Raw genomic sequence first — 22,733 nt, 5'->3', positions numbered from 1 at the left:
CGCTGGACTACGAGATCTGGGACGACGGCTGGACGGTTGTCACCAAGGACCGCAAGTGGACCGCCCAGTTCGAGCACACCCTGCTGGTCACCGACACCGGCGTCGAGATCCTCACATGTCTGTAGCGCGAGCAGACGCAAAAGCCCCTATTTCGGCGCGAAATTGGGGGCTTTTGCGTCTGCTCGGCACAGAACGGTGAGCGGGGCTCTGCTGGTTGCGGGCACCAGCTCCGACGCCGGTAAATCGGTGGTGGTGGCCGGTCTGTGCCGGTTGCTGGCGCGCAAGGGGATCCGGGTGGCGCCGTTCAAGGCCCAGAACATGTCCAACAACTCCGTGGTCACCGTCGAGGGCGGCGAGATCGGCCGCGCCCAGGCGATCCAGGCGCGCGCGGCGGGCCTGGAGCCCAGCGTGCGGTTCAACCCGATCCTGCTCAAACCGGGCAGTGACCGGACGTCACAGCTGGTGATCCGGGGTCAGGTCGCCGAATCGGTCACCGCGGCCGGCTACGTGCGACATCGCGACCGGCTCGCCGGCATCGTCGGAGACGAATTGTCCTGCCTGCGGGACGAATTCGACGCGGTCATCTGCGAGGGGGCCGGCTCGCCGGCCGAGATCAACTTGCGGGCCACGGATTTGGCCAACATGGGGCTCGCCCGGGCCGCGAACCTGCCGGTGATCCTGGTCGGCGACATCGACCGTGGGGGCCTGCTGGCTCATCTGTTCGGAACGGTCGCGGTGCTCGAGCCCGACGACCAGGCGCTGATCGCCGGCTTTGTGGTCAACAAGTTCCGCGGCGATCCCGCGCTGCTGGAGCCCGGGCTGCGACAGCTGCGCGCCATGACCGGCCGCCCGACTTACGGGGTGCTGCCCTACGCCGAGGAGCTATGGCTGGACGCCGAGGACTCGCTGTCGGTGGTCGCGCACCGCGTCGTCGGCACGCCCGCGGCGCCGCGCGGCGACCAGTGGCTGCGGGTTTCCGTGGTCCGGCTGCCCCGGATTTCCAACTCCACCGACGTCGAGGCGCTGGCGTGCGAGCCCGGCGTGCTGGTGCGCTGGATCACCGACCCCGCCGACCTGGCCGACACCGACCTCATCGTGCTTCCGGGCAGCAAGGCGACCGTCGCGGACCTGTCGTGGCTGCGGGATCGCGGCCTGGCCGGCGCGATCGTCGACCACGCCCGGGCCGGCAAGCCGGTGCTGGGTATCTGCGGCGGGTTGCAGATGCTGTGCCGGCGCATCGAGGACGCGGTGGAATCCGGTGCGGGGCAAGTCGCGGGCCTGGGCCTGTTGGACGCCGACATCGCCTTCGGCCAGGACAAGGTCTTGCGGCGCTGGCAGAACCCGCTGACCGGCTACGAAATTCATCATGGGCGGCTCTCCCGCTGCGGCGAGGAGGCCTGGTTCGGGCAAGACTCGCAACCCCAGGGCGTCGTGCGCGGCGCGGTCTTCGGCACCCACTGGCACGGGCTGCTCGACAACGACGACTTCCGTCGCGGCTGGCTCACCCGGGTTGCCGACGCGGCCGGCCGCCGCGGGTTCGTCGTCGCCGACACCGACGTCGCCGCTCGCCGCGATGCCCAACTTGATGCGATCGCCGACCTGCTGGCCGCCCATCTCGATGTTGACGCCGTCCTCGGGCTGCTCGACGGGCCGCCGCCCCCGCGGCCGCACGTCGCGGTCGGGCTGCGGCCCTAGTGGATGGCTGATGGATGCCCCAGGAAACCTCGCGCACGCTGGCCATTGGCTGTAGCGTGCGTGAGTGCACTCGATGATGACTACGCTCGACGGGTTTCCCGTCCCGGTGTCCGTAGCCGGCCCGGAAAAGGGCGTCGTCGTCGTCATTCTCGGTGACCAGCAGCGTTCCCCCGTCGCCTACGACGCGGTGTGCGAGCGCCTGCATACCGCCTCGCTTCGGACGGTCGTCATCGGCCTGGATCAACGGCTGACCGCCAAATCGGTGGTCGGCATCCTCGACTCGCTGGGGATCCGCTGGGCCGTGGTCTTCGGCGACCGCGCCGGCGGTGAGCTCGCCTGGGAACTGGCGGCGACCCGGTTGGGCCGGTTTGTGGGGCTGGTCGTGATCGACCGCGGACATCCGCGGGTGGCCGACCCCAAGGGCGTGGTTCTCGACGAACACTGCCCGCCGGTGGAGATCGGCACCACCGTGCTGGTCAGCTCCGCGGCCGCCCGGGCGGTGGCCACCGCGAGCCAGCGGTACGTCTACGCCGAATACCGCCTGGTCGACCTGGGCCGGCGCACCGCGCAGGAGTCGACGGCGCAGTTGGCCGCCGAGATCGTCTTGCGCACCAGCACCTGGTAGCCGCAGTGAACGCCGCGACCGGTCCGGATTCTGCGATGTTGTCGTTGGCCGCGCTGGAACAGCTGGTGGGACGCGGCGCGGTGGACACCGTCATCGTGGCGTTCACCGACATGCAGGGCAGGCTCGTCGGCAAACGCGTGTCGGCCCGGCTCTTCGTCGAGGAAGTCGCCATGCACGGCGCCGAGTGCTGCAGCTATCTGCTCGCCGTCGACGTCGACATGAACACCGTGTCCGGCTACGCGATGTCGAGCTGGGAAACCGGCTACGGCGACATGGTGATGACGCCGGATCTGGCCACCCTCCGGCTCGTTCCGTGGCTGCCCGGCACCGCCCTGGTGATGGCCGACCTCGGCTGGGCCGACGGCCGCGAGGTCGCCGTTTCGCCCCGGGCGATTCTGCGCCGCCAGCTCGGCCGGCTGGGCGAGCGCGGACTGGCCGCCGACATCGCCACCGAGCTGGAGTTCATCGTGTTCGACGAGCCGTACCGCCGGGCCTGGGCCAGCGGCTACCGCGGGCTCACGCCGGCCAGCGACTACAACATCGACTACGCGATGTTGGCGTCGTCGCGGATGGAGCCGCTGCTGCGCGACATCCGGCTGGGGATGCAGGGGGCGGGCCTGCGCTTCGAGGCCGTCAAGGGCGAATGCAACAGGGGCCAGCAGGAAATCGGGTTCCGCTACGACGAGGCGCTGGTCACCTGCGACAACCATGCCATCTACAAGAACGGCGCCAAGGAGATCGCCGACCAGCACGGCAAAAGCCTGACGTTCATGGCGAAATACGATGAGCGGGAAGGGAATAGCTGTCACATCCATCTTTCGCTGCGCGACCAGGACGGCGCCGCCGTGTTCGACGACGGCGGCCGCCCGCACGGCATGTCGCCGACGTTTTGCGGTTTCCTCGCGGGCCTGTTGGCCACCTTGCGCGAATTGACGCTGTTCTATGCGCCAAACATCAACTCCTACAAGCGGTTTGCCGACGGCAGCTTCGCGCCCACGGCGGTGGCCTGGGGGCTGGACAACCGCACCTGCGCCCTGCGGGTCGTCGGCCACGGGCGCAACATCCGGGTCGAATGCCGCGTACCCGGGGGCGATGTCAACCCCTACCTCGCGGCGGCGGCGCTGATCGCCGGGGGGCTGTACGGTATCGAACGGGGCCTCGAGCCGCCCGAACCCTACGTCGGAAACGCCTATGAGGCCTCCGGCGTGCAACGGCTGCCCGGCACGTTGGCCGAGGCGGCCGCGCTGTTTGGGGCGTCGACGCTGGCCCGTGAGGCCTTCGGCGACGATGTCGTCGCGCATTACCTGAACAACGCCCGCGTGGAGCTGGCGGCGTTCAACGCGGCGGTCACCGACTGGGAGAGGATGCGTGGGTTTGAACGCCTCTAGGCGGCCGGTGGTAGGCCTGACGGCTTATCTGGAGCAGGTGCGGACCGGGATCTGGGACATCGCCGCCGGTTATCTGCCGGCCGATTACTTCGAGGGCGTCGTCATGGCCGGTGGCATCGCCGTGCTGCTGCCGCCGCAGCCGGTGGACGCCGAGACGGCCGACCGCCTGCTCGACAGCCTGGATGCGCTGGTGATCACCGGGGGCTATGACCTCGACCCCGCGCGCTACGGCCAGGAACCGCACCCGACCACCGACCGGCCCCGCGCCGACCGCGACGCCTGGGAGTTCGCGCTGTTGCGCGGCGCGCTGGATCGCGGGCTTCCCGTGCTGGGCATCTGTCGTGGCGCGCAGCTGCTCAACATCGCGTTCGGCGGCACCTTGCACCAGCACCTGCCCGAGGTCCTCGGCCACAACGGCCACCGGGCCGGCAACGGGGTGTTCACCAGGTTGCCGGTCCGCACGGTGGCGGGCACGCGGCTCGGCGGGTTGATCGGGGAATGCGTCGACGCGCCCTGCTACCACCATCAGGCCATCGACAAGGTCGGTGACGGGCTGGTGGTCAGCGCGATGGACGCCGACGGCGTCGTCGAGGCGCTGGAGCTCCCCGGCGAGAGTTTTGTGCTTGCCGTGCAGTGGCACCCGGAGAAGTCGCTCGACGACCTGCGGCTGTTCCAGGCGGTGGTGGAAGCCGCGCGGTCGCATGCGGTCACCCGATGACGCAAGTCCGACTGGTCAACCCCGCGACCGAGGAAGTGCTGCGCTCCGTCGACCTGTTCGACGCCCCCGCGGTCGACGACGCCGTGCAGCGCGCCCAGGCGGCCCAGCGGCGCTGGGCGCGGTTGTCGCCGGCGCACCGTGCGGCGGGCCTGCGGGCGTTCGCCGCTGCCGTCGACGCCCACATCGATGAGCTGGCCGCCCTTGAGGTGGCCAACTCCGGGCACCCGATCGCGTCGGCGGAATGGGAGGCCGGCCACGTCCGCGACGTGCTGACGTTCTACGCGGGGAGCCCGGAACGCTTGTCCGGCGATCAGATTCCCGTCGCCGACGGGCTCGATGTCACCTTCAACGAACCGGTGGGCGTGGTCGGCGTGATCACGCCGTGGAACTTCCCGATGCCGATCGCGTCCTGGAGCATCGGCCCCGCCCTCGCCGCCGGCAACGCGGTCCTCGTCAAGCCCGCCGAGTGGACCCCGCTGACCACGATGCGGCTGGGTGAGTTGGCGGTGAAGGCCGGGCTCGACGCTGACCTGCTACAGGTGCTGCCCGGCAAGGGCGCGGTGGTGGGGGAGCGGTTCGTCACCCACCCGGACGTTCGCAAGGTCGTGTTCACCGGCTCCACCGAGGTGGGCAAGCGGGTCATGGCGGGCGCGGCCGCGCACGTCAAGCGGGTGACGCTGGAACTGGGCGGCAAGAGCGCCAACATCGTCTTCGCCGACTGCGACCTGCAACGCGCGGCGGCGACCGCGCCCGCCGGGGTGTTCGACAACGCCGGGCAGGACTGCTGTGCGCGCAGCCGGATCCTGGTGCAGCGCAGCGTTTATGACCGGTTCATGGAATTGCTCGAGCCCGCGGTGAAGGGTGTCGCCGTCGGGGACCCCACCTCCCGGGACACCGAGATGGGCCCCTTGGTGTCCGGCGCGCACCGCGACAACGTCGCCTCCTACGTGCCCGACGACGCCCCCGTCGCCTTTCGCGGCACGGCGCCGTCGGGCCGCGGATTCTGGTTTCCGCCAACGGTCCTCACCCCGCAGCGCACCGATCGCGCCGTCACCGACGAGATCTTCGGCCCGGTCGTCACCGTGTTGCCCTTCGACGACGAGCGCGACGCCATCACCCTGGCCAACGACACCGCCTACGGGCTGTCGGGATCGATCTGGACCGACGACCTGTCCCGCGCCCTGCGGGTGTCGCGGGCGATCGAGGCCGGCAACCTGTCGGTGAACTCCCACTCGTCGGTCCGCTACAACACGCCGTTCGGTGGTTTCAAGCAGTCCGGACTGGGCCGCGAGCTGGGCCCCGACGCGCCACTGCATTTCACCGAGACCAAGAACGTGTTCATCGCCGTCAGAGAGGATTCGTGATGGACTTGACCCAACGGCTGGCGGGCCGGGTAGCGGTGATCACCGGCGGCGCCGGCGGAATCGGACTGGCCGCGGCGCGGCGGATGCACGCGGAAGGCGCGAGCATCGTCGTCGGCGACGTCGACCGCGACGCGGGAACGGCGGCCGCCGAGGAGCTGTCCGGTTTGTTTGTGCCCACCGATGTTTCGGACGAGGACGCGGTCAACGCGCTGTTCGACGCCGCGGCCGAGGCCTACGGCTGGGTCGACATCGCGTTCAACAACGCCGGCATCTCACCGCCCGAGGACGACCTGATCGAGAACACCGAACTTCCGGCGTGGCAACGAGTCCAGGACGTCAACCTCACATCGGTGTACCTGTGTTGCCGGGCCGCGCTACGGCACATGGTGCCCGCGCAGAAGGGGTCGATCATCAACACGGCGTCGTTCGTCGCGGTGCTGGGGTCGGCCACGTCGCAGATCTCCTACACCGCATCCAAGGGCGGGGTGCTGGCGATGTCGCGGGAGTTGGGAGTGCAGTTCGCCCGGCAGGGCATCCGCGTCAACGCGTTGTGCCCGGGACCGGTCAACACCCCGCTGCTGCAAGAGCTTTTCGCCACGGACCCCGAACGGGCGGCGCGCCGGTTGGTGCACGTGCCGCTGGGCCGATTCGCCGAGCCGGACGAGATCGCGGCCGCGGTGGCGTTTTTGGCCAGCGACGACGCGTCGTTCATCACCGCGTCGACGTTCCTGGTCGACGGCGGCATCAGCTCCGCCTACGTCACCCCGCTCTAGGCCACGGTCCCGCGGTAGACGGCGATGGGCGCCCCCGCCGTTGCCCAGGCCTGTGGCGCCGACAGCTTCCCGATTGACGTCCCGCGACCGAAACCCGCGGTAGACGCCGCGCGGCCCCCGCGAGCCGGCTTCCTGACCAGCGCGCACAACGCCGCCTGCTTGTTGAGGGAATTCAGGTGCTTGATCGCGGAGTCCGACGGCGCCGAGAGCGAACTCAGCCGCGACAGCGACGGCGTGACCGACGAGAGTGACGCATCGAACGACGCCAGCGGTGAGGCCGAAAGCGCCTGCAGCGCTTCGGGGATCGTTGACATCACCCGACTGCCGGCCGATACGACGTCCGGCGCCGACTGCAGGGTCCAGGTGCCCGCACCGTGGTTACCCGGCGGCGAAGCGAACGGCGGTAGGGCCGCCGCCTCGGCTGAGGCGCCGGCGTAGGCGTACATGGCGTCGGCGTCCCGGGCCCACATTCGCTCGTACTCGGCGTCGGTGTCCGCGATCGCCGGGCTGGCCTGCGCCAGGGGATTCGCGTTGGCCAGCGACCGCCGCCGCGCGCGGTTGGCGGTGATCGCCGGTGGGGGCACCATCGCCTCGCGCGCCGACTGATGCGCGCCGGCCGCCGCCGCGACCCGGGTGCACGCCTGATGAGCTTGCGCGGCACTGGCGTCAAGCCAGTCGATGTAGGGCGCCGCGTCGTCCGCCGCCGCCAGCTTTGCGGTGACGGCGCGGTAGTCGGCTGCCGTGGTGCTCAGCCGCGCGGCCAGCCTGTCCCAGGCCGCGGCGGCCCGGATCATCGATCCCGCACCGGGACTCGAATACATCAGCCCGGAGTTGATTTCCGGGGGTAGCGTCGCGAAATCCATCACAACCTCTGCCTGGCTACGGCGGTACGAGTCGTACCCGAAAACATGGACTCTTCCCTGAAAGACATAGACGCACGGGTTACAGACCTCGTCGCGCCGAAGGCACGCATCGACGGGCGACGCAGCGCCGAGCCGACGTCTGGCCAACTGTCCAACGCGATAAATGGGCTGCAGAGCGACACGGCTGAGTATTGAAAACAACTGCTTTCATCCCGGGGGGTTTGCGACGTACAGTTGACATAACCAGCGGTGCAGTCGGGGCGGCGCGGGCCTGCAAGCGAATATCAAGGGGAAAGAAGTTGTACGCCGCCACCTGCCGCCACTGTGGCAGAGCAATAGTCCAGCACCCGTCAGGGGTGTGGATTCCCCGGCAGGGCACGCTGGAAAGCGATGCTGACGGCCTCTATTGCCACGAGTCAGCCGGCGGTCGCCGGCCCAGGATGTTGCACGAACCTATGCCTTCGGGATTGGGAGGTGCGCCCGGGTGGGTGTCCTCCGATACTTCCCGAGCCAGCGGCACCGCGGATGTGGACGCCGACTCGGCGCCCCGGGAGGCCCCACCTCGGCACGACGGGGATGGTGGTCGGCGCCGACATCGCCGCCGCACAAGCACGTCCGTACCCGGGCAGGACGCCGCTTCCCCGTGAGCTTGTCCGGATGCCGCTCCGACATGCCCTCGTCCGGTATCGGGCGATCGCGCCGAGCTATCCGGGCAACTCAGAAGACGATCAGCGGAATCGCCATCTCGGCGGGGGTGGCCGCGCCGTGAAAACCTATGAGCTGGGCCGTTTCCGGGGGTTCGTGGCCGGTAGCCAGCACGGCGGCGTCGCCGGTGCAGACGACGACGACATCGCCGATCCGCGCCAGGTGCGCCGGATCGACCCGCCCGAACATGCCGGTGGCCACCGCCTGCTCGCGGCCGTAGACCCGCGCCCGGCCGTCGAGCGCCTCGCTCCAGGCGGCCCGCACGTCCGCGGCGGCCCCCGGCTCGGTGTGCAGGTAGCGCACCCGCGGCTCGCCGGCGACGACCCGCACGCCGGCGCCCAGCCGTTGGTCGGCGTCGAGGTCGACGCGCGCGTCCGGCGGGACGTTGAGGCCGCCGTGGTCGGCGGTCACCAGCAACACCGCGTCCGGCGGCAGGGTCTCGACCAACCGGGTCAGCAGCGCGTCGACGCGGGCCGCGGCCTCGTGCCACTGCGCCGAACCGATACCGAACAGGTGGGCCGCGCTGTCCAGGTCGGCGGTGTAGCCATAGACCAGGCCCGGCGCCGCGTTCAGCTCGCCGGCCACCGCGGCGGCGTAGTCGTCGGACGGCTGCGTGGGGCGGAAGTCGGCGCCGCGATACGCCGCCTCGGTCAGACCGCTGCCCAGGAACGGCGCGGGCAGCACGGCGCGCGCACCGATGCCGGCCCGCCGTAGGCGCTCGAACCAGGTGGGCAGAGGTTGCCACGCGCTGGGCGGCGGGTCGTGGCGCCACCGGATGTGGTTGAGCACCGTGTCGGTGCCGGGCACGTTGAGGGTGAAACCCAGGATGCCGTGTTCGCCGGGCCGGGCCCCGGTGGCCAGGGACACCAGGCTGCTCGGCGTCGTCGACGGAAAGGTGCAGGTGAGTTCGCTGATCCCCCCGGTGTCACCGGCCACCACCGATGCCAGCAACGGCGCATCGCCGGCCAATTCGGGCAGCAGGTGCCAGCCCATTCCGTCTACCAGCACCACGCCGACGCGGTCTTTCGCGCCCACCGATTCCGCGAGACCCAAGCGGTCGACCCCACCGGGGGCCCCGAGCAGCGCGGCCGCGGCGGGCAGCACGTCGCAGATCGAACCGGCCACGCGGCCAGTCTGGCACGAGCTAACCCGATGGCGGCGACCCGCTTCGCCCGGCACGGCCGCGCTCGCGATCACCGCTAGACGTGCGCCAGCCGTTGACTGGTCACCCGCAGCTGGCGATCGGTGCTCCCGGCGAGCGCGCGAACCTGCTCCGGCGACAGCCGGCCGCACAGCCGGCCCCAATGCACCGCGACCTCGTCGCCGACGCCGACGTCGGGCACCGCGCTGTACCCGTCGGCCCAGACGTCGAGCGGGCGGACCGTGGGTTCGGAGAGGGTCAGCGCCCGACCGTCCCAGAGCAGCCGCTGACACATGACGTCGACGTCATCCGTGGCGCGGGAAACGACTGTGCCCCAGGTGATCCGGCAGTTGTCGAGCACGCCCAGCGGGTGCTCGTCCATACCGCGCCCGAGAAATCGCGTCCACGGATAGACGCCGAACACGTGGAAGCAGTGGTTGGCGGCGGCCTCGCGGGCCAGGTCGGCCGTCAGATGCGACCAGTACCGGCCGGCTTGGGGACCGATGATGGCCAGCAGCGCGTCGAAGAAGTCTTGCGGGTCCAGGTCGGCGCCGGGGCCGCCGCCGAGCCAATAGGATTCGACCAGCCGATAATCCAGCGGGTCGGCGATGCCGGTCAGCCGGGAGAGGACTTGCAGGTAGGGCCAGGCCCCGGAAAACCTCGCCGCCGCGCTGCGCACCTCGTCAACGGAACCGTCCCGCAGGGTCGCCCCCAGTGGGGGGCCGCAGTAGCCCAGGGCGTTGGGGGCATACGCGTAGCGGGCGAACATCTCTGCGCCGGGAGTCAAGTGCGTCCCACCAGTTTGAGGGCGTCTCGGTGCATGCGGCCGAAGTTGTAGTAGGCCGCGCACGCCCCCTCGGGGGAGACCATGCAGGTTCCGATCGGGGTCTCCGGCGTGCACGCGGTGCCGAAAACCTTGCATTCCCAAGGCTTGAGCACGCCCTTGAGCACCTCGCCGCATTGGCAGGCCTTGGGGTCGGCGACGCGCACGCCGGGCATCCGGAAGCGCAGCTCGGCATCGAATTCCGCGAAGTCGTCGTGCAGCCGCAGCGCGCTTTGCGAGATGAACCCCAGCCCGCGCCATTCGAAGTGCGGGCGCAGCGCGAACACCTTGCTCATCAGCGCCAGCGCGGCGGGGTTACCACGCTCGGGCACCACGCGCTTGTACTGGTTTTCCACCTCGCAGCGGCCCTCGCGGATCTGGGTCAGCAGCATCGCGACCGCGGCCAGGATGTCCAGCGGCTCGAAACCGGCCACCACCAACGGCTTTCGGTACACCTCGGGCACGAACCGGTAGGGGCGGTTGCCCACCACCGTCGACACGTGCCCGGGGCCGATGAACCCCGACAGCCGCAAATCAGGCGATTCGAGGATGGCCTTGATCGGCGGCACGATCGTGACGTGGTTGCAAAAGACGCTGAAATTGGCCAGGCCCATGTCTCGGGCGCGCACCAGCGTCACCGCGGTCGAGGGCGCGGTGGTCTCGAAGCCGATGGCGAAGAACACCACCCGTTTGTCGGGGTTGTCGACGGCGATCTTCAGCGCGTCCAGTGGGGAGTAGACGAAGCGCACGTCGGCGCCCCGCGCCTTGGCGTCGAGCAGGCTGCCGGCCGATCCGGGCACCCGCATCATGTCGCCGAAGCAGGTGAAGATCACGTCGGGCTGGCCGGCCAGCCACATCGCGTCGTCGATGCGGCCCATCGGGATCACGCAGACCGGGCACCCCGGGCCGTGCACCAGCTCCACGTTGTCGGGTAACAGGTGTTCGATCCCGTGCCGGTAAATGGTGTGCGTGTGCCCGCCGCACACCTCCATGAACTTGAACGGTTCGCCACCGCTTCCGGCGAGGCGCTCGATGGCGCCCAGCAGCTTGCGGGCCGCGGCCGGATCACGGAACTCGTCAACGAATTTCATCTGCGTGCCCCTCTTGATCTAATTGCCCGACTAAACGATGGCCGACGAGTCGAAGGCCTGCATTTCGGTGGCGTAGGCCTCGCCGAGTTTCTGGATGGCGGCCAGGGTGAGCAACGCCTCCGACTCGTCGATCTTGGCCATGGCGAACCCGACGTGGACCAGGACCCAGTCGTCGGGCTCGGGCATGTCGTCCTCCAGCAGGCGCACGCTGATCGTGCGCTGCACGCCGCTGACGTCGACCTTCGCCAGATAGTTGGCGGGGTCGGTGATTTCGACGATCCGACCCGGAATCCCAAGACACATTTCGCGTCCTCCTTCAGCAAATCCTCGGCAGCGGGTCCCCGACGAGCATGTCGACGATCCGCGTGCCGCCGAACCCGGTGCGCAGCACCACGCTTTCGGCCGGTTCGGTGACGATTTCCCCGACCTCGGCCGCGTCGGCGCCCAGGGGATGGGACCGCAACGCGGCCAGCCCGGCGTCGGCCTCCTGCGGGGCGACGACGGCGACGAACTTGCCCTCGTTGGCGACGTAGAGGGGATCGATGCCGAGCAGCTCGCACGCGCCATTCACCATGGGCCGCACGGGCAGTCGGTCCTCTTCGAGCAGCACCCCGAGACCGCAGGCCTGGGCGAGTTCGTTGCACACGGTGCCGACCCCGCCGCGGGTCGCGTCGCGCATCCACCGGGTGGACGGGGCGGCCGCCAGCAGCAGTTCCACCAGCGGGCTGACCGACGCGGTGTCGGAAGCGATGTCGGCCTCGATGGCCAGGTCACCCCGGGCGAGCATGACGGCCATGCCGTGATCGCCCATCGACCCCGACAACAGCACCTTGTCGCCGGTGCGCACCGACTCCGCCGAGATCGTGCGCCCCTTGGGAATGACGCCGGCCCCGGTGGTGGTGACGAACAGCCCGTCGGCCGCGCCTTTGGGCACCACCTTGGTGTCCCCGGTGACGATCTGCACGCCCGCGGTTGCGGCCGCGGCCGCCATGTCGGCGACGATCTCCTTCAATTCGGCGATCGCGAAGCCTTCTTCGATCACGAACGCCGCCGCGATCCAGGACGGCACCGCGCCCGCCATCGCGAGGTCGTTGCAGGTGCCGTGGACGGCGAGTTCGCCGAGCGACCCGCCGGGAAAACGCCTGGGCTGCACCACGAACGAGTCGGTGGACATCGCCAGCCGTTCGCCGCCGGGCAGCGCGAGGACCGCGCCGTCGCCGAGCGATTCCAGCAGCGGGTTGCGGAAGGCCTCCAGGAACACCGCGTCCACCAGCGCGGCCGAGGCCTTGCCGCCCGCGCCGTGGGCCAGCGTCACGTGGTCGTCGAGCAACCGGGGGCGGCGCCTGCGGAACGACTCGATCCGCTCGATCACCTCGCCCTCGGCGAACCGGGGCCCCGACGAAAGGTATTCGCCCGCCGACTTGCTCATGCCGCCCCCAGACCTTGGTCGCCGCCGGAATGTTGATGCACGCTCAACCACAACTGGTAGCCCAGCAGCGCCTGTGCTTCCTGAATGCGGTGCACGCTCTGCGACCGAACGACGAAGCAGGTGTCCACGTTCGGGTTGTCGGCGAAGGCGCCGCCGTCGTAGCCGGCGAAACCGACGGTGTACAGCCCGCGCTGGCGCGCCTCGGCCAGAGCCGTGAGCAGGTTGGGCGAATTACCGCTGGTCGACATGGCGATCGCGATGTCGCCGGCCTTCGCCCGCGCGATCAGCTGGCGGGCGAACACCAGCTCGAAGCCGACGTCGTTGCCCAGCGCGGTCATGACCGCTTGATCGGCGGTCAACGGCCACGCGGGGAGCGGCTTGCCGATGGGAGGCCGGGCGAACAGCCTCGCCAAAGTCGTGGAATCGGTGCAGCTGCCGCCGTTTCCGAAGGTGAACAACCGTCCGCCCGCCGCGAAACGGCGCGCCATCTCGGTGGCGGCCGCCTGCACCAGGTCGGCGTTGAGCTCCAGGGTGGAGCGCCGCAGCGCCAGGCTTTCGGCCGCTTTCGCCTGCGCCGACGCGGCCAGGTCGGCCAGCAGCGACTTGGCCCCCTCTCCGCTCCGGTCTTCCTGCGCGTCGATGAACGGATACAGGAAGTTGGTGGGTTCGTCTGCGGCGCTCATGAAGAACCGTCCTCCACTGGGTTCATTTGCCCCGCTCCTCCATCCCGGCCATGCCGGCATCGTCGTCGCCGAGGCGGCTGATCGCCGTGCCCGCGTGCACCAGCACCAGCTCGCCGGCGACGACCGGGTCGACGAGCGTGGTCACCACGTTCTCGATGCCCCGTGCGGTGCGCACCGCGGCCTGCCCGTTCTCCGGTGCGCTCACCACCTCGCCCAGGCGCCCCTCGTCGCTGCACGTCACGCAGACTCCCCCGCGAGCGGGAGGTGCCCCCGCTTCCGAACACTCGTCTTCGAGCAGCCCGGCGTGCTCGAAACACACGTGGGTCAGCTCCCACAGCAGGTGATAGAACAGCACGAAGCCGCCCGTCGCTGGCACCCGCGGATCGGGGTCGTCGAGCCACAGCACGTGATCGGCTGGGCTGGCTTTGAAGCCGCCCTGCGGGCGGTGCTCGCCGCTGCCGATCCAGATCGTGGTCGCACCCCATGCCGGGCCGCGCCGCATCACCGAGCGCACTTGTGCGTCGTCGGCGCCGGAGACCGCGACCACGATGTCGCCGGGCCGCACCGATACCCGCACCAGGTCCACCAGGTCGGGCCCGGTCAGCGCCACCGCGGGCAGCGCCCGCTTGCCCATGATCACCGGATGCACGAACTCGACCGCGATGTGCAGCGCATGCGGTTCCCACGACGGCGCGATGGACCACATGGTCGCCCCCGCGGCGAAACGCTTGGCCAGCGTGAAAGCGGTGGCGGCCAGGTCCTCGGCCAATTCGGCGCCCAGCAAGCAATCAAGAACGGTGTCAGATACCGGGGTGGTCATCAGGCCCCCCTTTCCAGCCTCTTTCCAATCCGGTCAGCATCGAGATCGCGGCCTGACCCAGCGCCAGCCCGCCGTCGTTCGGCGGAACGGTGTGGTGGGTGAGCACCTCGAACCCGTTGCGCTGCAAGCGCGTACGGCAAGCACGCAGCAACAGCACGTTCTGGAAAACCCCGCCGGTGAGGCCCACCAGCCCGACCGCGCCCGCCACGTGACCGACCACCGTGGCGACGGCGTCCGCGACCGCCTCGTGGAACGCCGCGGCCAGCAGCGCGGGCCGGGTGCCGGCGTACAGGGCCGCCACCATGGTTTGCACCATGGTCGTCGGATCGATCACCCCGTCGCCCCGCACGATCAGCGGCAGCGACGGCCACCGATCGTGTAGGGCCAACTCCGCGAGCGCCTCGAGTTCGATGGCGGCCTGACCCTCGTAGTCGATCCGGTGCCGCACGCCGAGCAGCGAGGCGACGGCATCGAACAGCCGGCCCACGCTCGAACACGGCACGCACCCGGCGCCGCTCTCCAATTGCGAACGCGTGAGCCGCAATTCGTCTTCGGTCGCGGCGGCTACCGGCGCGAGGTCCGGGGTCCAGTCGATGCCGGCCATCCACAATTGGGACAGCGCCATCCGCCACGGGTTGCGCACGGCGGCGTCACCGCCGGGCAGCGGCACCGGCAGCAGGTGGCCGGCGCGAACGAATCGGTGGCTGTCGGTTCCCAGGGCGAGAATCTCGCCGCCCCAGATGGTTTGGTCGCAGCCGTAGCCGGTGCCGTCGAACGAGACCCCGATGACCGGCTCTCCGATGCGGCCGTGCTCGGCCAGCAGCGAGACGACGTGCGCGTGGTGGTGCTGGACGAGGTCGAGCGGCCGCTCGCCGGCATGGCGCTCCGCCCAGTTTCGGGTGTGATACCCGGGATGCAGGTCGGCGGCCAGGCGCGCCGGCTCGCCGCGTATTCCGGTGAGCTGACCCACCGCGCGCTCGAACGCCCGCAGCGTCTCCCAGGTGGCCATGTCGCCGACGTGACTCGACATGTAGGCGCGCGAGCCGTCGGCAAGGCAGAAGGTGTTTTTCAGTTCCCCGCCCACGGCGAGCACGGCCGGGCCCGCCCGCCCGAGATCGACCGGCAGCGGCGCATATCCGCGGGACCTGCGGATCGGCAGTTCCCTGCCGTCGATCACGCGCACGACCGAGTCGTCGCACGGCACGTGGATCGGCCGGTTGTGGTCGAGGACCGCGTCGCACAGCGCCGGAAGTCGTTCGGCGGCATCGTCGTCGGTGAAGCAGATGGGCTCGTCGGAACGGTTCGCGCTGGTCAGCACCAGCGCGTCGGGCACCCGCTCGGCGGCACCGGGGACGGGCGCCAGCAGCAGGTGGTGGATGGGGGAGTACGGCAGCATCAGCCCGAGCAGCGGGCTGCCCGGCGCGACGGCGTCGGCGACGGGCGCACCGCTGTTTGCGGGGAGCCGCCTTAGCAGCACGATTGGGCGGGCGGGGCTCGACAGCACGGCGGCCTCGTCGGCGTCGACGTGCGCGTAGCCGCGCGCGACGGCGAGGTCGCGGACGAGCATGGCGAAAGGCTTGGCGCCCCGCGCCTTTCGGGCCCGCAGCGCGCCGACCGCCGCATTGTCGTCGGCGGCGCAGGCCAGGTGGTACCCGCCGATCCCCTTGACGGCGACCACGGCACCCGCCGCCAGCGCGCGCTGGGTGGCCGCCAGCGCGGCATCCGAGCCATCGTCTACCCGTCCGGTCTCCGACCGGAACCGCAGCATCGGCCCGCAATCCGCACAGGCGATCGGCTGCGCGTGGAAGCGGCGGTCCGCCGGGTCGTGGTATTCGGCGGCGCACCGCTCGCACATGGCGAAGGCCGACATGGTGGTGGCCGGGCGGTCGTAGGGCAACTCCCGGATGATGGTGAACCGCGGCCCGCAATTGGTGCACGTCACGAACGGGTGCCGGTAACGCCGGTCGCGCGGGTCGAACAGCTCGCCGACGCAGTCGTCGCACACCGCGATGTCGGGCGGAATCGGCGTTGTGCCACCGGCGACCGTCCGGCTCTCGACGATCCGGAACTCGCGGCCGCAGGCAGTGTCGGCCGCGAGATCGGTAATTGAGACCGCGCTGATGCGCGCCAGCGGTGGGGCCTCGATGCGCAGCCGATGACCGAATTCGGCCACGCGTGCGCGTTCGCCCTGCACCTCGAGGAATACCGCGCCGGAATCGTTGCCGACGAATCCGGCCAGGCCGAGCTCGCTGGCGATTCGGTGGACGAAAGGACGAAAGCCGACCCCCTGAACGACACCGGTCACGGTGAAGTGCTGCCGGACGTCGTCGCTCCGCAGCATCAGGGGGGACCCGGTCATCTCAACCGCCGCCCGGGCCGTCCGTCGGGTCGGTGCGGCCCCTGCCCATCAGCTCGAGGCCGGCCATCGCCTGCTCCGCGCCGGCGCGGTCCGTCTTTTCAACGGCGAAGCCCATGTGGATGATGATCCAGTCGCCGGGCGCGAACGTCTCCTCAGGCAGCATGCCGACGTTGACCCTGCGCTCCTCGCCGGTGACGTCGACCAGCGCGAGCTGTCCCTCGTAACCGTCCAACATCCGGATCACTTGACCGGGGATCCCCAGACACATAGCTCAGCGGTCCTCTCGTGCGGTGGACGTTTGCAGCGCCGCGACGATTTCCTCGACGGCCCGCGCGGCGCGGGGGACGGCCTTGGCCACGGGCTCGGTGAGGCCGATGCCTTCCTCGACGCTGCCCGCCTCGCATCCGACGACGACCGTGTAGGGCGGGCTGCCCCCCAGGGCCCGCAGGCTCGCGAACACCGCGGCCGGATCCATGCTGTGAGCGTCGAGGCCGGCTGTGCCGGAACCGGATTCACGGTCTTGTTCGCAGTCGGCCTGGAAGACGTGCAACGTGCCGGGGTTGCCGCGGCTGGGCACGGCGTCGACGAGGACCAGCGAATCCCACTCCTCGAGCAGGTCGTAGGCCAGGTGCATGCCCCGGATGCCGTAGTCGAGGACGCGGACACTCGCGTCGCCCCGCGGGATCTCGGCGTTGCGGACCACTTCCGAGCCGAATCCGTCGTCCCCCAGGAAGATATTGCCGATCCCGGCCACCAGGATGCGCGTTGTCATCTCCTCGCCCGCTGGCTACATCCGCCTCAGTTTCAGGTAGCGGCGGGCGTCGGGCAGCGATATCAGTCCGAGCATGAGGGCGACCGCGGCCACCAACGCGAGGATGGCGATGAATATCCAGCCCAAGACTTCCATTTTCGAGCTCCTTTCACATTGCGGGTTCTCCGGCTTCGAGTGGTTCCACTTCGTCGGGGGAGAAGTACAGGTAGCGGCCGTACCAGTCGTGCAGCTCGGCGGCCGGGTCGTCGTCGACGACGACCCCGACATGCTTGTCGCCTTCCACGTCCTCATGCACCGATGTGACGCGGGCGGTCTTGCCGGCGACGAAGATGTCCTGCGCGTCGGCGTTGCGCATCGGCCGCAACCGCACCCGGCTGCCGCGCGCGATACGGACCCCGTTCACCAGTACCGCGTCGGCTTCGGGACGAACGGCGTTGTCGGCCAGGGGATCCCACCAGTCGATGCCCTCGGGGATCTCGGGGACCAGACCGGGGAGTGCGTGTGGATCGCGCAGCACACCGTGCAGGCGCGCCATCGCGTCGGGTGACATGGCGTCACACCGGTCGATGATTTGCGCGGCCCGCGGGTCGGTGGCCCGGGCCTGCGCCTTCTCCTCCTCCGTCATGGTCATCACGCGCAGGGTGAGGATCTCGTCGATCTCCGTGCAGTCATACAGCGCCGTGTTGCTCTGTTCGGCCACCTCGGGGTGGTCGTAGAGGATGATCGGCGAGATCAGGAGGATGTCTCGGGTGCCGGCGGGGCCCGCCAGCACGGGGAAGCACCGGTGCTGGCGACAGCGCGACGCCGCATCGGAGGCGCTCGGCGGCGGCTCGAGCAGCGAAACGAACTCACCGCCAACGACTTCGGCGATGATGTGGGTGCCGATCATGGACCGCGCGATCGAGTCGTTCTTGTTGCTCGCGGCCTTCCCGACGTTGTTGACCCGCACCGAGACCCGGCGCAGGTCACCGTCCGGCTCGCTGGCGAGCGTCAGCTCACCGCGCACCTCGCGCCGCTCGCGGACCAGCCGACCACCGGCGACTGGCTCGACGTCCGTCGCGGCGTCCGCCACCACCGGCAGCGTGCGCGGCCGGCCGTCGATCGCGAGGGGGCCGAAGGACAGTTCGCATTCGACCGCCTCGTCCCAGGTCAGCCACGACCCGGCCGCGGTGGTCAGCTCGTCGACCGGTTCGAATTCGCCGTGGGCAGACTCGCGCTCGGCCCGGCGGTGCTGCAACTGCAGGAACCGCACCACCAGGGTCAGCGCCTGCGACCCGTCGACCAGGAACTCCGCAGCGAGGGTGTCGTCTTCACCCAGGCCCGCGTCCGCGGCGCCGGGCGGACCCAAAACCCCGAATTGCCAGCGCGATTGGTTCTTGCTCGACGTCCCGCGGTACGGGTAGAGCAGGTAGCCCTCGTAGAGCACCGCGTCGGCGACGGCGCGGGCGCGGTCCCAATCGGAGGTCATCTGGTCACCTCCCGGTCGGTGTCCAACAGCGAGGTGACCGCGTGGTCGAGGTCGAGCAACCCTTGCGCCGACTTGTAGGCCGCCAGCGCCGCGATGGTTTCGTGGCTCAGCCGCACCCAGCCGGTGTTCGGATAGTGCTGCGCGATCAGGTCCCGCCAGACCGCGACCGGCATGTCGTAGCGATACTCGCAGTCCCACGACACCTGCTGCACCGAGAAGCCGCGTTCGGACTTGACGAAAATGGTTCCGCTGAAAAGGAACTGCAGTGGCGACGCGCCGTCGCGCAGCGCGTGCAGGTATTTGGCGGCGGCGACCTCGAAGTCGTAGGTGCAGTCCAGCGGGAGCGCGACCGTCGTGTTGCCGGCGAAGCCGGGCACCATCGCCGTGGCGTGCTGCCAGAGGAAGGTGCGTTGGGTGGCGGCCCAGCGTTCGCGGGGCCCGAACAGGTCGAGCAGCCCGGCCGCCTCCGCCTCCGAGTAGGAACGACGCAGCGGCTCGATCCGGACCTGGCAGCGCAGGGCGATCGCGTGCACCGGGTCGTCCCCGCTGGCGGCGACGCTGACCCGCGCCGTCAGCACCGGGCTCACCGAGTACGGTTCGGGCGCCACGTCGAGAACCGCGAAATTCACGTCCATGTGCTCTTCGGTCATGGGGGCGTCTTTACTGCGCGGGCGGCGACGAGCGAGAAGAAGTCGTCGATGAGCGCGCGGGCCTCCTGGCCGCCGTCGAACCCGCGCCACAGCATACGCAGGCGTCCGACGAATTCGTAGCAGGCGTCGACCGGAACGAGATAGCTTTGCGGCTCGGCGTTCTCAACCTCCGGAACCCGGACCAGCAGCGCCTCAACGTCGTCGGTCAGCAGGGCCACCCGCGGATCGGCGCCGCCGATGGCGTTCCAGGCGTCCAGATCGAGTTCGGATTCGGTCGCCCCGGCCGGGCCGGGGTAGAAGGCGACGGTGCGCCCGAGCGCGGAGTTGGTGAAGAAGAAGGCGACGCCGACGGGAATCTGGAGTGCCTCCCACGCACGGCGATCCAGCGCGAAGTCGTCGAATGCCAGATACCGGTCCGGCACCGCCCGATATCGCAGTTCGGCGGTGCTGTCGGTGAACAGCAGATAACAGGCGCGGCAGACGCACATCAGCTGCCGGGCGGCCAGACTCACGACGTGCTGGTGCTCGTCGGGAATCATTTCCGAGCACATCTCGCACCGCTCGCCCGCCGGTTCGGGGGCCCGCCGATTGCCGGTGACGCGCGCCAGGACGTCGTAGGGACTAGTCATGCGCGCCGCTCCTTCTCATCGCGTCGTCCCCCGCAACCGGGCGGTGCCCCCACTGCATCGTCGCCGGCGCGTCATGCCGGAGCGCCCATCGGTTCGCCCCGCAGCGCCACCGACAGGACGCCGTCGCGCGTCAGCAGCGGGAGGGGGTCCAGGTGCGTGCCGTTCACGCCGGCTCCCGCATGGACGACGTCGAAGTCCGTTCGACAGCGGGGGCAATGCAGTTGCGCCCCATGCAGTTCCGCACCGGCCAGCGTGCCGTCGCACACCGGGCAATGGTCCCGATACGCGAAAGTCTGGCCTTCGACGCGGCACGCCAGGAGCATCGTTCCGTCGACCCGATAGCCCGCGACCTCGCCGGGCCGCAGCCCCGCCAGCTCGGGCGCCGGATGCCACGTGGTCCGGCCGTGACCATTCGAATGCAGGTGCGCCAGCAGCGATTCGGTGGGGATCACGGCGGGGCTGCTCACCGGCTCCGCCGTGACCACCTCGATCGACGAGATCTCCGGCGCGGCCGCGCGGACCGCGTCCTCGACGGCCAGCTCCAGCGTCACCGCCGACGACGGGCAGCTCTTGCAGCTCCCTTTGAAAGCTAGGAGCACGACAGCACCGTCGGGCCCGCCGGCGATTTCCAGCAGGTCGACGTCGCCGCCGTGCGAGCCGAGGTAGGGCCGCACCCGCTCCAGCGCGTCGGACACCCGCCGGTTCACGTCGTGCGGGTGCAGCCCGTGGACCAGGAGCAGGCTGGCCACCAGGTCGTCGGTGGCCAGCCGCTCGGCCAAGCCGGCGTCACCGGCTCGCATGATCCGTTCGAGTCCGGCCCCGTAAAGGCCGGCTACCTCGCGGACCAACTGCTGGGCGCGTTCGTACGCGGCGGTCCCACTCGTCGCGCAGGAATCCAGGAGTGTCTGGATCCGATCGCCCGCTGTGCGCCATCGCGCTTGTTCTTCCGAGGTTGTCGGGGGCTCCTCCGGGCGATCCGCCATGCGTCACTCCCCGACGGGCGACTGCGTCGGTGTGTGCAGTCTCTCCAGCGTCTTGCCCTTCCCGAGGTACATGTGCACGCCGCAGGGCAGGCACGGGTCGAAGCTGCGCACCGTGCGCATCACGTCGATGCCCTTGAAGTTGTCCCGGCCGTTCTCCTCGAAGATCGGCTGACCCTGCACCGCGTCCTCGTAGGGGCCCGGTGTGCCGTAGCTGTCGCGTGGGCTGGCGTTCCACGGGGTGGGCGGGTACGGGTGGTAGTTGGCGATCTTGCCGTCCCGGATCACCATGTGGTGACTGAGCACGCCGCGGACCGCCTCGGTGAAGCCACAGCCGATGGCCTCGTCGGGCACCTCGAACTTCGACCAGGTCTTGGTGCGCCCGGCGCGGATCTCCGCGAGCGCCTTTTCGGCGAAGTGCAGTGCGCAGGCCGCCGCGTAGGCCTGGAAGTAGGTACGGGCGCGGTCACGTTCGATCGTGTTGCTGCCGTACCTGGGGATCTTCCACTCGAGCTCCACCGGACCCTTCAAGACGGTCTTGGGGAGATTGATCTTCACGCTGGTGCCGGTCGCCTTGACGTAACCGATGTCGACCAGGCCGGCCAATGCCGTGGCCCACAGCCGGGCCAGCGGGCCGCCGCCGGTGTCCAGCGCCAGGTGATCCGTGCCGTCGAACCAGCGCGGCGACATCACCCAGCTGTACTTGCCGCCGTCTAGGTCCCGTTTCTGCGGGTGCGGGTTGGTGTGCTGGTTCCACGGATGGCGCCGGTCCACCTGGTTGCCCAGCGGATCCGTCTTGACGAACATGTCCTGCTCGGTCCAGTCGTCGTAATACGAGCTACCCAAAAGGATTCGGATACCGAGGTTGATGTCCACCAGCGAGTGGGTGACCAGCTTGCCGTCGACGACCACGCCGGGGGTGACGAACATCGCGTTACCCCAACGCTCCATGTCCTTGTATTCGAAGTTGCACACCTCGGGGTCCTGGAACGAGCCCCAGCAGCCGAGCAACGTGCGCCGCAGCCCGACCTTTTCGTAACCGGGCAGGGCCTCGTAGAAGAAGTCGAACAGGTCGTCGTGCATCGGCACGACCTTCTTCATCAACTCGACATAGCGCATCAGCCGCGTCATGTAGTCGGTCATCAGCTGGATGGTCGCGACGGTGCCGATGCCGCCGGGGTACAGCGTGGAGGGGTGCACGTGGCGACCCTCCATGAGGCAGAACATCTCTCGCGTCGAGCGACTGACCTGAAGCGCTTCGCGGTAAAACTCACCGCTGAACGGGTTGAGCGACCGCATGATGTCGGCGATCGTCCGGTACCCGTGGGCTTCGGCGTGCGGTGCCTGGGTTTTCTCGGCCAGTGACAGCACGCTCGGGTTGGTCTCGGCAACCATCTTCTCGCAGAAGTCGACGCCGACCAGGTTCTCCTGGAAGATGTTGTGGTCGAACATGTACTCGGCGGCCTCGCCGAGGTTGATCAGCCACTCGCCCAGATGCGGCGGCTTGACCCCGTAGGCCATGTTCTGCGTGTAGCACGAACAGGTGGCGTGGTTGTCGCCGCAGATGCCGCAGATGCGGCTGGTGATGAAGTGGGCGTCGCGAGGATCCTTGCCCTTCATGAAAATCGAGTATCCGCTGAAGATCGACGAGGTGCTGTGGCACTCGACGACTTCCTTGTTCTCGAAATCGATCTTGGTGTAGATGCCGAGGCTGCCCACGATCCTGGTGATCGGGTCCCAGGCCATGTCGACGAGCT

At 69.5% G+C, this 22,733-nt stretch carries 22 protein-coding genes and 1 pseudogene; 7 read left to right on the top strand and 16 right to left on the bottom strand.

The genetic code is table 11. The features are described 5' to 3' along the window. The 7 genes and pseudogenes from JWP83_RS18280 to JWP83_RS18250 form a co-directional block, all read left to right on the top strand. Positions 1-125 (top strand): annotated as a pseudogene (locus tag JWP83_RS18280) (type I methionyl aminopeptidase); the annotation flags it as partial. A 70-nt stretch (positions 126-195) separates the two neighbouring features. Beyond that, positions 196-1,695 carry a cobyric acid synthase gene (locus tag JWP83_RS18275; RefSeq protein ID WP_297732639.1) on the top strand — a complete coding sequence of 500 codons (1,500 nt, stop codon included), beginning with the start codon at positions 196-198 and terminating at the stop codon, positions 1,693-1,695. A gap of 73 nt (positions 1,696-1,768) precedes the next feature. Further along, entirely contained in the window at positions 1,769-2,320 is a 552-nt protein-coding gene (locus JWP83_RS18270) for an alpha/beta hydrolase (protein WP_297732643.1), read from the top strand. A gap of 35 nt (positions 2,321-2,355) precedes the next feature. Further along, complete coding sequence (locus JWP83_RS18265; protein WP_297732641.1) at positions 2,356-3,708, top strand: glutamine synthetase family protein; 1,353 nt, start codon at positions 2,356-2,358, stop codon at positions 3,706-3,708. Further along, on the top strand, positions 3,689-4,426 hold the full coding sequence (locus JWP83_RS18260; RefSeq protein ID WP_297732637.1) for a gamma-glutamyl-gamma-aminobutyrate hydrolase family protein: 738 nt from the start codon (positions 3,689-3,691) through the stop codon (positions 4,424-4,426). Before JWP83_RS18265 ends, JWP83_RS18260 begins: the two co-directional genes overlap by 20 nt. Beyond that, entirely contained in the window at positions 4,423-5,790 is a 1,368-nt protein-coding gene (locus JWP83_RS18255; RefSeq protein WP_297732635.1) for an aldehyde dehydrogenase family protein, read from the top strand. The genes JWP83_RS18260 and JWP83_RS18255 overlap by 4 nt, the downstream gene beginning before the upstream one ends. Then, positions 5,787-6,563: a 3-oxoacyl-ACP reductase gene (locus JWP83_RS18250; RefSeq protein WP_297732633.1), complete on the top strand. Its 777-nt coding sequence runs from the start codon at positions 5,787-5,789 to the stop codon at positions 6,561-6,563. The genes JWP83_RS18255 and JWP83_RS18250 overlap by 4 nt, the downstream gene beginning before the upstream one ends. On the opposite strand, the gene JWP83_RS18245 is transcribed toward JWP83_RS18250, so the two are convergent. From JWP83_RS18245 to JWP83_RS18170, 16 genes are all read right to left on the bottom strand, one after another. After that, complete coding sequence (locus JWP83_RS18245; RefSeq protein ID WP_297732631.1) at positions 6,560-7,426, bottom strand: PPE family protein; 867 nt, start codon at positions 7,424-7,426, stop codon at positions 6,560-6,562. The two genes, JWP83_RS18250 and JWP83_RS18245, sit on opposite strands and share 4 nt — an antisense overlap. Positions 7,427-8,143: 717 nt before the next feature. Continuing rightward, positions 8,144-9,256 carry an alkaline phosphatase family protein gene (locus tag JWP83_RS18240; RefSeq protein ID WP_297732629.1) on the bottom strand — a complete coding sequence of 371 codons (1,113 nt, stop codon included), beginning with the start codon at positions 9,254-9,256 and terminating at the stop codon, positions 8,144-8,146. A 74-nt stretch (positions 9,257-9,330) separates the two neighbouring features. Continuing rightward, positions 9,331-10,059 (bottom strand): DUF6390 family protein, encoded by a 729-nt coding sequence (locus JWP83_RS18235; RefSeq protein WP_297732627.1) that lies wholly within the window; start codon positions 10,057-10,059, stop codon positions 9,331-9,333. Further along, complete coding sequence (gene hypD / locus JWP83_RS18230; RefSeq protein ID WP_297732625.1) at positions 10,056-11,186, bottom strand: hydrogenase formation protein HypD; 1,131 nt, start codon at positions 11,184-11,186, stop codon at positions 10,056-10,058. The genes JWP83_RS18235 and hypD overlap by 4 nt, the downstream gene beginning before the upstream one ends. A gap of 30 nt (positions 11,187-11,216) precedes the next feature. Then, positions 11,217-11,489 (bottom strand): HypC/HybG/HupF family hydrogenase formation chaperone, encoded by a 273-nt coding sequence (locus JWP83_RS18225; protein WP_297732623.1) that lies wholly within the window; start codon positions 11,487-11,489, stop codon positions 11,217-11,219. 13 nt (positions 11,490-11,502) lie between these two features. Beyond that, complete coding sequence (hypE, locus tag JWP83_RS18220) at positions 11,503-12,615, bottom strand: hydrogenase expression/formation protein HypE (RefSeq protein WP_297732621.1); 1,113 nt, start codon at positions 12,613-12,615, stop codon at positions 11,503-11,505. Then, entirely contained in the window at positions 12,612-13,298 is a 687-nt protein-coding gene (locus tag JWP83_RS18215; RefSeq protein WP_297732619.1) for an SIS domain-containing protein, read from the bottom strand. The genes hypE and JWP83_RS18215 overlap by 4 nt, the downstream gene beginning before the upstream one ends. Before the next feature lie 22 nt (positions 13,299-13,320). After that, on the bottom strand, positions 13,321-14,118 hold the full coding sequence (locus tag JWP83_RS18210; RefSeq protein WP_297732617.1) for a hydrogenase assembly protein HupF: 798 nt from the start codon (positions 14,116-14,118) through the stop codon (positions 13,321-13,323). Continuing rightward, positions 14,099-16,477, bottom strand: coding sequence for a carbamoyltransferase HypF (hypF, locus tag JWP83_RS18205; protein WP_297732615.1), 2,379 nt, complete (start codon positions 16,475-16,477; stop codon positions 14,099-14,101). Before hypF ends, JWP83_RS18210 begins: the two co-directional genes overlap by 20 nt. A gap of 1 nt (position 16,478) precedes the next feature. Then, the gene (locus JWP83_RS18200) at positions 16,479-16,745 is read right to left on the bottom strand and encodes a HypC/HybG/HupF family hydrogenase formation chaperone (protein WP_297732613.1); all 267 of its coding nucleotides are present in this window, start codon (positions 16,743-16,745) and stop codon (positions 16,479-16,481) included. 3 nt (positions 16,746-16,748) lie between these two features. After that, positions 16,749-17,249 carry a hydrogenase maturation protease gene (locus JWP83_RS18195; RefSeq protein WP_297732611.1) on the bottom strand — a complete coding sequence of 167 codons (501 nt, stop codon included), beginning with the start codon at positions 17,247-17,249 and terminating at the stop codon, positions 16,749-16,751. Positions 17,250-17,397: 148 nt separating this feature from the next. Next, entirely contained in the window at positions 17,398-18,717 is a 1,320-nt protein-coding gene (locus JWP83_RS18190) for a hypothetical protein (protein WP_297732609.1), read from the bottom strand. Further along, the gene (locus JWP83_RS18185; RefSeq protein ID WP_297732607.1) at positions 18,714-19,367 is read right to left on the bottom strand and encodes a DUF6084 family protein; all 654 of its coding nucleotides are present in this window, start codon (positions 19,365-19,367) and stop codon (positions 18,714-18,716) included. Before JWP83_RS18185 ends, JWP83_RS18190 begins: the two co-directional genes overlap by 4 nt. After that, complete coding sequence (locus JWP83_RS18180) at positions 19,364-19,996, bottom strand: DUF5947 family protein (RefSeq protein WP_297732605.1); 633 nt, start codon at positions 19,994-19,996, stop codon at positions 19,364-19,366. The genes JWP83_RS18185 and JWP83_RS18180 overlap by 4 nt, the downstream gene beginning before the upstream one ends. Before the next feature lie 71 nt (positions 19,997-20,067). Further along, positions 20,068-20,979, bottom strand: coding sequence for a NifU family protein (locus JWP83_RS18175; RefSeq protein WP_297732603.1), 912 nt, complete (start codon positions 20,977-20,979; stop codon positions 20,068-20,070). Between the two features lie 3 nt (positions 20,980-20,982). Beyond that, on the bottom strand, positions 20,983-22,733 hold a 1,751-nt coding region (locus JWP83_RS18170), incomplete at its 5' end, for a nickel-dependent hydrogenase large subunit (protein WP_297732601.1).

This window comes from Mycobacterium sp., from assembly GCF_025965855.1.
Classification (GTDB): domain Bacteria; phylum Actinomycetota; class Actinomycetes; order Mycobacteriales; family Mycobacteriaceae; genus Mycobacterium.
Note: the sequence above shows the minus strand (reverse complement) of the source record. Positions and strands in the feature narration are given on the sequence as shown.